13 protein-coding genes are annotated in these 13,118 nt (G+C 39.8%); 11 read left to right on the top strand and 2 right to left on the bottom strand.

The features are described from left to right. The first annotated feature begins 77 nt into the window (after nucleotides 1-77). Nucleotides 78-1,019: a carbohydrate ABC transporter permease gene (locus tag KHA97_RS10690; RefSeq protein WP_213124739.1), complete on the top strand. Its 942-nt coding sequence runs from the start codon at nucleotides 78-80 to the stop codon at nucleotides 1,017-1,019. 21 nt (nucleotides 1,020-1,040) lie between these two features. Next, the gene (locus tag KHA97_RS10685) at nucleotides 1,041-1,859 is read left to right on the top strand and encodes a carbohydrate ABC transporter permease (RefSeq protein WP_213124738.1); all 819 of its coding nucleotides are present in this window, start codon (nucleotides 1,041-1,043) and stop codon (nucleotides 1,857-1,859) included. 36 nt (nucleotides 1,860-1,895) lie between these two features. On the opposite strand, the gene KHA97_RS10680 is transcribed toward KHA97_RS10685, so the two are convergent. Then, entirely contained in the window at nucleotides 1,896-2,537 is a 642-nt protein-coding gene (locus KHA97_RS10680) for a YigZ family protein (protein ID WP_213124737.1), read from the bottom strand. A gap of 286 nt (nucleotides 2,538-2,823) precedes the next feature. Here KHA97_RS10680 and KHA97_RS10675 point away from each other — a divergent pair, with 286 nt between their 5' ends. The 5 genes from KHA97_RS10675 (at nucleotide 2,824) to KHA97_RS10655 (ending at nucleotide 8,301) form a co-directional block, all read left to right on the top strand. Further along, on the top strand, nucleotides 2,824-3,963 hold the full coding sequence (locus KHA97_RS10675; RefSeq protein WP_213124736.1) for a sensor histidine kinase: 1,140 nt from the start codon (nucleotides 2,824-2,826) through the stop codon (nucleotides 3,961-3,963). Between the two features lie 117 nt (nucleotides 3,964-4,080). Beyond that, the gene (locus tag KHA97_RS10670) at nucleotides 4,081-4,761 is read left to right on the top strand and encodes a response regulator (RefSeq protein ID WP_213124735.1); all 681 of its coding nucleotides are present in this window, start codon (nucleotides 4,081-4,083) and stop codon (nucleotides 4,759-4,761) included. A gap of 474 nt (nucleotides 4,762-5,235) precedes the next feature. Continuing rightward, nucleotides 5,236-6,078 (top strand): DegV family protein, encoded by an 843-nt coding sequence (locus KHA97_RS10665; protein WP_213124734.1) that lies wholly within the window; start codon nucleotides 5,236-5,238, stop codon nucleotides 6,076-6,078. 58 nt (nucleotides 6,079-6,136) lie between these two features. Then, complete coding sequence (locus KHA97_RS10660; protein ID WP_213124733.1) at nucleotides 6,137-7,594, top strand: DEAD/DEAH box helicase; 1,458 nt, start codon at nucleotides 6,137-6,139, stop codon at nucleotides 7,592-7,594. A 32-nt stretch (nucleotides 7,595-7,626) separates the two neighbouring features. Further along, nucleotides 7,627-8,301 carry a ComF family protein gene (locus tag KHA97_RS10655; protein WP_233713442.1) on the top strand — a complete coding sequence of 225 codons (675 nt, stop codon included), beginning with the start codon at nucleotides 7,627-7,629 and terminating at the stop codon, nucleotides 8,299-8,301. Between the two features lie 78 nt (nucleotides 8,302-8,379). Here the strand turns inward: KHA97_RS10655 and KHA97_RS10650 are convergent, their stop codons facing one another. Then, entirely contained in the window at nucleotides 8,380-9,540 is a 1,161-nt protein-coding gene (locus KHA97_RS10650) for an RNA-guided endonuclease TnpB family protein (RefSeq protein ID WP_213124731.1), read from the bottom strand. Between the two features lie 214 nt (nucleotides 9,541-9,754). Here KHA97_RS10650 and KHA97_RS10645 point away from each other — a divergent pair, with 214 nt between their 5' ends. The 4 genes from KHA97_RS10645 to KHA97_RS10630 all read left to right on the top strand — a co-directional run bounded on the left by KHA97_RS10645 (nucleotide 9,755) and on the right by KHA97_RS10630 (nucleotide 13,083). Next, nucleotides 9,755-10,159 carry a TIGR03826 family flagellar region protein gene (locus KHA97_RS10645; RefSeq protein ID WP_213124730.1) on the top strand — a complete coding sequence of 135 codons (405 nt, stop codon included), beginning with the start codon at nucleotides 9,755-9,757 and terminating at the stop codon, nucleotides 10,157-10,159. A gap of 155 nt (nucleotides 10,160-10,314) precedes the next feature. After that, nucleotides 10,315-10,572, top strand: coding sequence for a flagellar biosynthesis anti-sigma factor FlgM (gene flgM, locus KHA97_RS10640; RefSeq protein WP_213124729.1), 258 nt, complete (start codon nucleotides 10,315-10,317; stop codon nucleotides 10,570-10,572). A gap of 208 nt (nucleotides 10,573-10,780) precedes the next feature. Next, entirely contained in the window at nucleotides 10,781-12,790 is a 2,010-nt protein-coding gene (locus tag KHA97_RS10635; protein WP_213124728.1) for a hypothetical protein, read from the top strand. Then, a complete protein-coding gene (locus tag KHA97_RS10630; RefSeq protein WP_213124727.1) occupies nucleotides 12,787-13,083 on the top strand; it encodes an EscU/YscU/HrcU family type III secretion system export apparatus switch protein in 297 nt (98 codons plus the stop codon). Before KHA97_RS10635 ends, KHA97_RS10630 begins: the two co-directional genes overlap by 4 nt. Nucleotides 13,084-13,118: the final 35 nt, after the last annotated feature.

The following is a 13,118-nucleotide window of genomic DNA, read 5'->3' as shown; positions in this document are numbered from 1 at the left end:
GGAAAAACCATCTGATTCCTTATCATACTTAATCAACTGTATTTTCAACAAATAGGTGTTGAAAAGGAGAGATTGTTATGGAACACCCAATAAAGCCAACAGTAGGTAAGCCTATTGAAATCACTTCTAAGACAAGTCTTTGGAAGGAAATTTATAAGAATAGGGCACTATACTTATTTATTTCGCCTTTTTACATATTGTTTATCGTGTTCGGTTTGTTTCCTATTATATTTTCATTATATTTATCGTTCCAGAAATGGGACGGTATTGGCCAAATGGAGTTTGTGGGACTACGCCAATTTAAGTATTTACTATCCGACTCAATGTTCTGGCAAGCAGTTGGCAATACCTTTATTATTTGGTTTATTTCAACGATACCGATGCTTTGCGGAGCGCTGGTCATTGCCTTTCTACTAAATGCACCATTTGTCCGAGCTAAAGGTTTCTATCGATCCGCTTATTTCATTACAAATGTTACCTCGATTGTAGCTGTTACGATCATATTCAAATCTATTTTTGGAAATCAGTACGGGTTATTGAATTATATATTAACTATTATTGGACTTGAGCCTATTAAATGGCTGGATTCTACTTTCCTAGTAAAAGTAGTTATCGCTTCGATGGTCGTTTGGAGATGGACAGGATACAACGCCATTATTTATTTAGCTGGGTTGCAAGCGATACCTACTGACTTATACGAAGCGGCAAAAATCGATGGGGCCAATACAAGGCAGCAATTTTTCTATATTACAATTCCTCTGTTAAGGCCAGTTATCCTTTTTACCATTCTCATGACAACGATCGGATCCATGCAATTATTTACAGAGCCACAAGTATTGCTGGGTAATTCCGGTGGTGTTGGCGGAGCAGGGATGACCATCACCCTTTATATGTATAAACAAGGGTTTGTTGACAATCAATTCGGATACGCTTCAGTCGTATCTTGGGCGTTGTTCGTCATCATTGCTTTATTCTCGTTAATAAATTGGAAAATCTTTGACAAAACGGGAGCTAGATAAGACTAGAAAGGATGGATTGTTATGAGAATTAAGTCAATAATATTGCATGTATTATTATTGATTGGGGTTGGAATATCCATTTTTCCGTTTTACTGGCTTGCGGTAATGTCAACCAATAAAACGAGTGATATATTAAGATTTCCACCAAAGCTAATTTTCGGTTCAGAGCTAATCACGAACCTTACAAACGTCTTTAGTAACGTAGACTTTTTCCAGGCATTTTTGAACACTTTGTTTGTTACAGTTGTCCAAGTCATTTGTGTATTGTTTTTCTGTTCACTCGCTGGATTCACTTTTGCAAAATTCCAGTTTCCAGGTAAAAACTGGCTATTCGGTCTATTGCTTGTAACGATGATGATTCCTTCCCAGCTATCCTTTATCCCGTCCTATATCATCATTTCGAAACTCGGATGGGTTGGAACGTATAAAGCGTTAATCGTTCCTGGTCTGGCGAATGCGTTCGGAATCTTCTGGGTAAGGCAATTTTCCCAGGAAGCGATCAATGATAGTCTGCTAGATGCTGGCAGACTTGATGGTTGCAGCCATTTTCGCTTATATTGGAATGTTGGATTGCCCATTCTGCGACCAGCTTTAGCATTCTTAGGGATTTTTTCCTTTATCGGAGTATGGAACGACTATTTATGGCCATTAATCGTCTTAAATGACCCAGCACGATACACATTGCAATTAACCTTATCTCAACTTAATGGAATTTACACAACCGATTACGGAATGGTTATGGCCGGAACACTTCTTGCGACACTCCCACTAATCATTATGTTCTTATTCGTAAGTCAACAATTTATTTCCGGTATCGCAGCTGGGGCTGTAAAGGATTAAAAAGGAAGGGGACGGGTTCATTTGAACTCGTCCCCATTATTTCGGCGGTATATCCACCTCAAGATACAATTTTTCACCTTCCACGATGGTAGCCTGTCCATTCGTCATATCGATGATCCATTCGCTAAAAGTCCCCACTTCTGAATCTTCGACGTACACTTCTACCTCAACTTGCTCGGAATAATGAATTTCCTTTAGTTTGTATGTAGATGAGCGTATTTCATTTTCTAGTTTTCCAAGCCATGAGTAGTCGGCATCGATATGCATTACAGTCATTAATTTTCGTTCCACAACTCCGACAGCATTTAGTCCTTCAGTTGTCGATTTCCCATACGCGCGAATTAAGCCGCCTGCCCCGAGCTTGATGCCACCGAAATACCTCGTTACGACTACGACAGTATCTTTTAAATCCCGCTTCTTTAAAACTTCGAGAATGGGCACCCCTGCCGTTCCACTCGGCTCTCCATCGTCATTCGCTTTTTGAATCTGATTATGTTCGCCGATTAAATAAGCAGAGCAATTATGAGTGGCATTCCAATTTTTCTTTTTAATATCTTGAATGAACTGCTGAGCTTCTTCTTCTGTTTCAGCACGGCTAATATGGGCAATAAATCTTGATTTTTGAATAATGATTTCATGTTCTCCCTGTTTTTTTACAGTAAAATAGTTCGGAAGCAATGAACCCGCTCCTCTCACAATATGTAGTATAAGAAAAACTTAATGTGTATCAAAATTATACATGATATAATAAGGAAATAGAATCAAATCCATTTTTTATGAGAATCTCAGATAGGTCTTTTTGTCTATCGGTAGATAAAATGTCCTATTTGGTTACAGTTGATATTAAAGTTTTTTGGTCATTAAGGCTTATTTTGCTTGAATTTTCACTTCAAAAATAGTTGAAATATGCAAATTAATGTAAAATTAATTTAATGCGCAAAGGGGGGTATCCCTCGAGGTAAAAATGTTAAGAAAATTAGATGTTAAAGCGTTGGATTTTATAGTAGAGCAAATGATAGAAACCGTGGATAAAAGTAAGGATGAAATTTTTCGCATCGGCGAGCAATGCAGGCAGGAGCATGATTCTTTAATTGCAGAATTAAAAGAAATTAAAGAACAAGTGAAACATGTGATTGTTGAAGGCGATGAACTTGAAATTAAAGCCAGACTTGCTAGAAAGCGACTTTCCGAGGTCAGTAAAAATTTCCGTGCTTTTAGTGAAACAGAAGTCCGCGAAGTGTATGAAAATGCCCATGAGCTGCAAACGAGGCACACAATCAATGCTCAATTTGAAAAGCAATTGCGTCTAAGGCGTGATGACTTGGAAAGAAGGCTTTTAGGTCTTCAGGAAACGATTGACCGCGCCGAAACACTCGTCTCACAAATCACGATCATCTCTAACTATCTCGTTAGTGATATAAAAGATATTGGTGAAGTATTAGAAGATGCAAAAATGAAACAAGACTTTGGACTTCGCATTATCGAAGCCCAGGAAGAGGAAAGAAAACGAATTTCACGTGAAATTCATGATGGGCCAGCCCAGCTTTTGGCAAACGTTCTCATCAGATCTGACCTGGCTGAAAAAGTTCATAAAGAATTTGGCCCGGAGCAATCGCTGCTTGAAATCCGTAGTTTAAAAGAAATGATTCGCGCAGCATTATACGAGGTTCGCCGTATTATTTATGATTTACGTCCGATGGTGTTGGACGATTTGGGCCTTATTCCGACATTAAAAAGGTATTTAGCGACGATTGAAGAATATAACAAAGTAGTTAAAATAAAATTTGTTCATATTGGCGAGGATAAAAGGCTTCCATCTAAATATGAAGTAGCGCTTTTTCGCCTCATTCAAGAGTCGGTTCAGAATGCTCTGAAGCATTCGAAAGCCAGTGAGATAGTGGTGAAATTCGAAAGAAGACGCGACAGTATAAATGTTGTCGTGAAAGATAATGGTGTTGGATTTAATCCCGATGAAAAGAAAAGTGGTTCGTTTGGATTAATTGGCATGAAGGAGCGAATCGTTATCTTGGAAGGTGTCCTTTCCATTGACTCAAGTCCTTTGACAGGTACTGCTATCACTATGCAAATTCCATTATTGGATTGAGGGTAGCTCCTAATTGATTAGAGTAACAACCTTTTGCTAAAACAGCCAAAGTGTAATATATTACATCCTATGAAACAAGAAAAATGCTAAACATAGAAGCTTGAGGGGGAATTAGTAGTGACAACGAAAATCGTAATCATTGATGATCATCAATTGTTTCGTGAAGGAGTGAAAAGAATCCTTGAGTTTGAAAAATCTTTTACTGTCGTAGCCGAAGGAGAGGATGGCTCCGATGCAGTTGAACTAGTAGAAAAGTATTCGCCAGATGTCGTGCTTCTTGACATTAATATGAAAATGACAAACGGTATTGAAGCAACACGTCAGCTATTAGAGGCATATCCAGAAACAAAAGCAATGATTCTATCAATCCATGATGATGAAGCTTATGTGACACATGCATTAAAAACTGGGGCTTCAGGCTATATGCTGAAAGAAATGGATTCTGATGAACTGATAGAGGCTGTAAAAATTGTCGCTGATGGCGGATCATACATACATCCGAAGGTTACACATAAACTTATTGGAGAATATAGAAGACTGGCAAATCAAACAAATAGCAGCGGCGGCTACCAACAACCAGAAGTTCAAATCCCGCTTCATTTGTTGACAAGCAGAGAGTGCGAAGTGCTCCAGCTCCTCGCCGACGGAAAAAGCAACCGCGGCATTGGCGAAACACTTTTCATCAGCGAAAAAACAGTCAAAAACCACGTAAGCAACATCCTACAAAAAATGAACGTTAACGACCGCACCCAAGCCGTCGTCACAGCTATCAAAAATGGTTGGGTAGAAGTTCGCTAAAAATCTAAACGTTTGGAAAAAATCTGTTCAGACTAAGTTTGAATGGATTTTTTTTGTTTTTAATAGGAAAGTGTTCAATGTTGTATTTAAAAACTGTGTTGAGGTCACGCTTGGTACTCCAATGTGCCCTTTATTGTAGAAAAGTCGCGGTCGAGGTCACGATGAATCATAGAATGTTACTCTGTTCAGGCGCTACCAAACAAGTGTCCGTTTGAAACAATCAAAGTGCCCCTTCCTATACTAAAACCACTTTAAAAGTCCGTTTGAAAGGTTCAAAGCGCCTCCTCGTAAGAAAAACTATTAAAAAGCTGTATTCAAATGATTGCTCCCACTCTATTAAGTTACACCTAAGGCAACTCTATCAAAAATCCCTCTCACCAATGACCATGTCCCCACTCGAAATGCCTCTTTTCAAATATGGTTTAATTGGATAGAATGGGGAGAAGAACATGGAAGTTAGTGAGGTTGATATTTTTGAAGACGGTGGTTGTGACTGATAGTACTTCTTATATACCGAAGCATATACGTGAGATTTTAAATATACATATGATTCCTTTGATTGTTGTTATTAATGGTGAGACGTATCGTGAAGAGATTGATATTTCTGCAAATGATTTTTATGAAGAGGTTAGAAATGGGCAAAAGCTTCCAACGACGACCCAGCCGCCGATTGGGGAGTTTGAGGAATTGTACAATGAATTAGCGAAAGAATACGATGCGATTATCAGCATCCATCTTTCGAGCGGCATAAGCGGAACGTATCAAGGAGCGGTTGCAGCCGCCGATGTAATAGAAGGTGCCAAGGTGTACCCGTATGATTCCGAGATCAGCTGCATGGCTCAAGGTTTCTATGCACTAGAAGCTGCTATAATGGCCCAAGAAGGCAAGACCCCGGATGAAATACTAGCTCGCTTGGATGATCTAAAAGCATCTATGAGAGCGTATTTTATGGTAGATGACCTATCTCATCTTCAGCGCGGTGGAAGACTTTCGAGCGCACAGGCTTTAATTGGCAGCCTGTTAAACATTAAACCACTTCTCCATTTCGTAGATAAAGTCATCGTTCCGTTTGAAAAAATCCGCACGCGCAAGAAGGCGATGAAACGCATCGAAGAATTGCTTGGCGAGGATGCTCGAAAAGGAGAACCGCTTCAAGCAACCATCATCCATGCGAATCGTGTTGAAGATGCTGCGGTCTGGAAAAATGAATTATCCGCGCTTTATCCGAATGTTGAATTTACAATCAGCTATTTTGGCCCTGTCATTGGCACCCATCTCGGTGAAGGTGCAATGGGACTTTGCTGGACGAAAAAATAACAGTGGGTTGTTTCTCCTTCCCACTGTTTTTTTATAAAATAATCCTCGAGGTGATTTGATGAAAAATCTCACTCCCGACCTTCAACTCTTTCTCTCCGGTCGCTCCCTTCTTGCTTCAGAAATCCCCTTTCCTCGGGAAAAATTGGACGAGCAAATCTCCATTGGAAACATTAATACCATTCCGGGTATAGTTAAAAAATCAAAAAGATGGCATTGCAACCGATGTGCGAATTCTACTCAGAGGCTGTTTGCGAATTTTCCATGTGCCAATTGCCAAAACGAAGCAGGCTGCTTTTATTGCCGAAAGTGCATCATGATGGGACGAGTGGCATCATGTACTCCTCTATACACATGGAGCGGCCCTCCTATAAGTAGCCTACGAAAAAAGACATTCAAAATTCCGCGTCAAAAAATCTCTCACCCAACACCATCCAATTTACCAACAAAGTTTCGCCACACCTATTTATCATGGAATGGTCAACTCTCACCAGGCCAAAAAGTGGCATCGCAAGCAACTATCCAAGCTGTACACACAAAAACAGACATCTTGATTTGGGCGGTTTGCGGAGCGGGGAAAACAGAGGTGCTTTTTGAAGCAATTGATAAAGCACTTCTCTCAGGCTACCGTATTTGCATTGCCACTCCAAGAACAGATGTCGTATTAGAACTAGCACCCCGCTTTAAAAAAGTCTTTCCACATACAAAAGTCGTGGCATTGTACGGTGGCACCGAAGATCGCCACGTTTACGCACCACTCACTATCTCAACGACACACCAGCTCATGCGTTTTGAAAAAGCTTTCGATGTCATGATTGTCGATGAAGTCGATGCGTTTCCTTTTTCTTATGATGAAAGCTTACAATGGGCCGTGAAAAAATCCACAAAAAACACCGCGGCACGCATCTTCCTAACCGCCACACCAAATGAAAAATGGCAGGCCGAATGCAAGTACAGTAAAAGAAATCACATTAAAATCCCTTCCCGTTATCATCGGAAACCATTGCCAGTCCCAACATTTAAATGGTGCGGCGATTGGAGGAAGCAATTTCAAAAAGGACGAATTCCCAACAATGTAGAAGCATGGGTCAAAAAAAGAATCACTTCGAACAAGCAGGCACTCGTATTTTTACCCCATATTGAACTAATGGAAAAAGCCCTCCCACTTTTTCGCAAACTCCATCCAGAAATTGAATCCGTTCATGCAGAAGATCTCTACAGAAAAGAAAAAGTTGAAAAAATGCGCCGAAAAAAGATACCACTACTACTCACGACAACTATCTTAGAACGAGGTGTGACGTTCCCAAATATCGATGTCGCGGTCCTTGGAGCGGAGGATGACATCTTTACAGAAGCCGCACTCGTTCAAATCTCCGGACGTGTCGGACGCAGTTCGGAGTTTCCTAGCGGAGAAATTACTTTTTTCCACCACGGACGCACGAAAGCAATGATTCGCGCCCTTATCCATATTGATAATATGAACAAAGAAGCTTTGAAAAAGGGGATGATGGACAATTGACAAACCATTGCCTATATTGCGATGCACTTATAATGAATGAAATAGATTGGATTAACATCATTTTTCCTAAAAAGGAGCCAGCGTTATGTCAGAAATGTAGAGAAAAGCTAGAACTTATCAAGGGATACCTGTGCGATATATGTTCAAGACCTATTAAAGAACTGGATCCGAAATTCGTCACAGACCACACTTGTTTAGACTGTATTCGCTGGGAGCAGGACCCACAATTGAAAAGCACCCTTGATAAAAACTTCTCAATCTTTATATATAATGATTTTTTAAAAGAATTCATTGCGCGCTTCAAATTCCGTGGTGATTATGAGTTGGCAAAAGCTTTTTCCAAAGAAATCTCCTCACAATTAAAATACCTCGACCATGATATACTCGTTTCCATTCCACTCAGTGAAGAACGTATTAAAGAACGTGGGTTCAACCAATCAGAGGCTCTCGCGCGTGAAGCGGGGTTCTCCGCATTCGACCTCCTCATCCGAACCCACTCAGAGAAGCAATCAAAAAAATCTCGCGACGAGCGAATTACCCAAAAGCAAGTGTTTCAATTAAAAGAGCCCACCAACATCATTCAGGGAAAAAATATCCTCCTCATCGACGACATTTACACGACAGGATCCACGTTAAGGCAGGCTGCCAAAATTTTAAAAGAAGCTGGCGCTAATCAAGTTCAATCATTGACAGTCGCTAGGGGGTGAACTACCCACCACTTAGCTAACCTTTCGGTCTGCTTGAAGTTGTGGGCTTCTCGGGTAATAGCCACTTTTACTAGCTGACTAAGTTGACCGAGCTAACCCTCTTGTTCCAAGAGTTTTGATCGTTATGCTTTTTGCTAACATGCGTAGTCCTTCCCTTTTGATATTAATTGCTGAATTATGGTCACGATCTAGTACAAAACCGCAAGAACATTGATATACACGTTCTGATAATGGCATTTCTTTCTCCGCGCCACAGTGGGAACATCTTTTAGTAGAAGGGAACCATTTGTCAATTTTGATAAGCTGTTTTCCTTGCTCTTCCAACTTATATCGTAGGAACCCGGTGAACATTCCCCAACCATTATCATGAACACTTTTTCCAAAGTGGAGGGCTTGCGACATTCCTTTCATGTCCAAGTCCTCCATAATAACAGCATCATAGTTTGTTGATAATTTTTTTGACTTATGATGCAGAAAGTTTTTGCGTTGGTTAGCCGTCTTTTCTTGGAGTTTTGCGACTTTCATACGCTGTTTTTCCCAACGAAGGGAACCTTTTTTTCTTCGAGAAAGAATTCGTTGTTCTTTTGCCAGTTTGTCTAATGATTGTCGATAAAACCTTGGGTAATTGGCTTTCTTACCCTGTTCGCTTTCGACGTAAAGACCATCCATAGAAAAATCTAATCCCACCACATGCTGAATGATAGCTGGAGTAATCTCTTTCTCGTATTCTGTCAAAATAGAAATATAGTATTTTCCCGACTTTGTTTTGGTAATCGTACAGGATTTTATCTTGTAGTCAGCGGGGATTTCCCGATGTTGTTTTATTTTTACAAGTTTTAGTTTAGGTAATTTGATATGACCAGCTTTCAGTTTTATATTTCCGTTTACCATATTCGTTGTATAAGATTGCTTATTCTTTCGGCTTTTGAACTTTGGAAATTCAGCACGATCTTCAAAGAAATTTTTATATGCATTTTGTAAGTTAATCTGTGCGTTAGCTAAAGCTAATGAATCCACTTCTTTCAAAAATGGAAAATCACTTTTGTATTTAGCAGGAGTCGGAAATTTTTGTTTTTTAAGCATTTCTTTATCATCTTTGCATTTTTCATATGTTTCTATACGCTCTTCTAGCATTTTGTTATAAACAAAACGGACACAACCGAAAGTTTTGGTGAGTAATACTTCTTGAACCTTATTTGGCAACAAACGAAATTGGAAAGCTTTATATTGCTTAGTCATACTCCGACCTCATTTTAACAGAACGTTTGTTCTGATTGTATCATAGTGAGAGATTTTTGGCTATCGCCAACCGAAATTCATCTCCCACCTACTCATTGGGTTGATACCCTTCACATTCCTTGAGGATGGGAGACTTCTTTCAGAAAACCGTTAAAAAACTTGTGATGTTGCCGATATAAAAAATAAGAACAGCGAATGAAGGAGGGATTTTTCAATGGATTTATTAAACTGCCCAAACTGTGGCGAAATCTTTGTGAAAAATTCAGTTCGTGATGTATGCGATAAGTGCTATCGCGAAGAAGAAGCACTTTTTGATAAGGTGTACCGATTTTTACGAAAGCAAGAGAACAGGGCTTCAAGAATCGAAAGAGTTTCGGAGGCTACCGGAGCACCCGAAAAACTACTATATAAATGGTTGAAGCGTGGTCGTCTACATACGACACAATTTCCAAACTTAGGTTATCCTTGTGATAGATGTGGGAATATTATTAAAGAAGGTAAGCTTTGTGACGACTGTAAAACAGGCATTAAAGGTGAGTTAGACATATATGAAAAAGAGCAGGAACGCCTTGAAAAATTGAATAAAGCCGTTTATTACTCACAAGATCGGCGAAGATAGTAGAAAATTGGCGACAATTTCCTGTTAAACTTTTTTTGTAGACCACCGATAATAAAAGTACAAGACATAGATAGCGTAGTTAAAGCAATAATAATAAGACATAATGTGTTCCAACTACTGCGCTTTTCCTTAGATGGAAAGTTAGGAGGGACGTAATGAAGATTAATCCATTTCGACATGTGGATGCCAATCCGTATAAAAAACAGCTGAATAAACCGGAAAAAATTCAGACAACAGGTAAAACAGATAAAGTGGAAATTTCTGCTGAAGCGAAAGAAATGCAGAAACTGCCGTCAATCGTTAAAGAACGAGAAATGCGAGTGGCGGAATTAAAAAATCAAGTGCAAAACGGCAACTATAAATTAGACGTAAAGGAAGTTGCTAAAAGCATAGCGAAATTTTACCGACAATAAAAAAAGTAGCGACAGATCGAACGGATTCGAAGCATGGCTCAAGGAGGAGCAGCTAATGAAACGCGGCAAATAAAGAGGGTCTTTTTATGGCTCTATTTAAAGCTGCCGTCATTTCGAGAATCCAAGATAAAAGGGAATCTGCCCCAGAATCTTTGGGTGGGCAGATTCTTTTGTTTTTTACTACTGTCTCTGGAAGGAGATTGATATTATGCAAATTCAAAACGAAACGAAAACAGCTATTTTACCGCAAACCGATACCCCTGTAACGATCAAAGAAGGCGGAACATACACCGCAACTGTAAAGGAAAAGCTTCCGAATAATGAAGCGATTGTTCAGGTTAAGGGTCAGGACTTGCATGTAAAATTCGATGGGAACATGCCTGAATCAGGAAAAATTACGCTGCAAGTAATGGATATGAAACAAGAAATCCCTGTTGTAAAAGCGGTCGCGACACAAACGGCACCTACAGTCGATCGTGGTGCAAGCACAGCCCTTCCTGAAAATGTACGGCAGGCGATTCAAGTTCTGAATCAGTATCATATTCCAATCAATAGAGAAACATTGAACAACATTCGAGCTTACATAGAAAAAGGTCCTGGCACACCTGAACAAAGACTTGAAACGATTATTAATATGGCTAGGAAAAACCTTGATTTTAATCCACAGCAAATAAAAGCAGTGCATGAAGCTTTGCACGGGCGCGCACTTGGAGCAGTGTTGCATGACCTAGCATCGGAATTGGATCCGGATTTTAAGATGGAAAATCCTTCATTAATAAGAAATGAAGCTTATCCAGGTACTCAGCAGATTTACCAAGGAAATAGCGCACCTTCCGAGTCAAATGCATATCAAGCTGCCATTCGCGAAGCGTTGAAACAAGTGAGAACTACCCCTAATCTTTCAACGGTTTTGCAACTTATTAATGGGATGCAGGAAATTCCTGAATCATTGAGCCAGGCTGTAGAAAAGGCAGAGCAGTTGCATTCGTCAGGCAGGGAATTAGCTGCAAGGCAGGAACTCGCAACAACATTGACTAATCTAGCCGAAAATGATGCACCCGAACAAGAAGCGGAATTTGCGTATCGAATGAGCAATGAGATTTTAGCTACCATTCCCGTACAATCCCGGGATCTGATTGTCACGACCATTACGAAAAAACTTTCGCAAGCAGCTCTTGATTTTAAAGCAATCAAGCGAGACATCGTGAATACGTTACGGACTACGGAAAATCTTTTAAGACAATCTCCTATACAAGCTAGGCAGTCTCTTGAAGCAGTCATAAAACAACTAGACAATGCAATTTTAAAGAGCGACTTTATGTTATATACCGACATGGGGACAGAAAAAAAGTTGATGCAAGCAAGCTCTCAACTCCATGAAGCGAGAAAACTTCTTGGAAAAGGGGATTTTACGAAAGCGAGCGAAATCGTAACTCAAGTAAGAAATACGGTAGATAAATTGATGTTCCAGCCTTCTGATCAGCGAGTGCAACATTTTGTGTCAAAAGAAATGATAAATTTGGAGCGGCTTCCACTCGAAAAAGAGATCGTTCGTTCATTTGAAGAGCCTTACCAAATGTTAAGGCAGGAACCAACTGCGCGCCATGCGTTAGAATATATTCGACGATTGGGGCTAACTTATGATTCTGATATCGCTCACCGCCTCGTTTCAGGTGATGGATCCCGAACAGATGACGCCTCTTTAAAAAATAGTTTACTAAGATTAATCCAAGCTGAAGGAAATAATGCGGTAAGTCAAAGAGCGGAGCAGGCATTGAATAACTTAACAGGGCAGCAGCTTATGAGTAAGACAGACAACTCAGGACTGCAAACGATGCTATTTACACTTCCGATTATTTTGCGAGATCAATTGGAGAACGTAAAAGTATTTTTAAAATCCAGCCAGACGAAGCAAAAAATTGATTGGGAAAATTGCAGCTTATACTTTTTACTCGAAACAAAACGGATGGGAGATGTCGGCATTTTATTGACAGCAGTTGATAAAAACTTGTCCGTAACGATAAAAAATGATCGACTCGATTTTCAAAATAAAATGGAACATTTAGTAAAAGCAGCAAAAGGAAGACTATCGGAAATTGGCTATAACATTAGTACAATCCAATTCGCTAGACTGACTCCTTTAGAAAAAACGGGGGAGAGAAGAGAGCAAAGTAAGACCCCTAGTTTTACAGAAAGAGGGTATGATTTTTCAGTATGATGCCATCATATTTTAATCAAAAAAATCGGCGTTTGAAAAATGGACCATCTGCTGCCGTCATTCGCTACGATGAATCGCAAGGTAATGCTCCTCAAGTGGTTGCCCAAGGAACAGGGGCAGTCGCTATGAAAATCATGGAGCTTGCGAAGGAACACGGGGTAGCGATGCAAGAAGATGCTAGCTTAGTAGGACAATTGCTCGATATTGACCTAGGTGACAATGTCCCACCTCAGCTGTATTCTGTTATAGCGGAAATTTTACTTTTACTTGAGGAAATGGACAGAAGCTATTAAAAAATAATTGAAATATCCGATATGTAATATGAATG

Origin of the sequence: Lederbergia citri (assembly GCF_018343625.1) — a bacterium.
Classification (GTDB): domain Bacteria; phylum Bacillota; class Bacilli; order Bacillales; family Bacillaceae_C; genus Lederbergia; species Lederbergia citri.
This window is presented reverse-complemented; position numbering and strand designations above follow the sequence as displayed.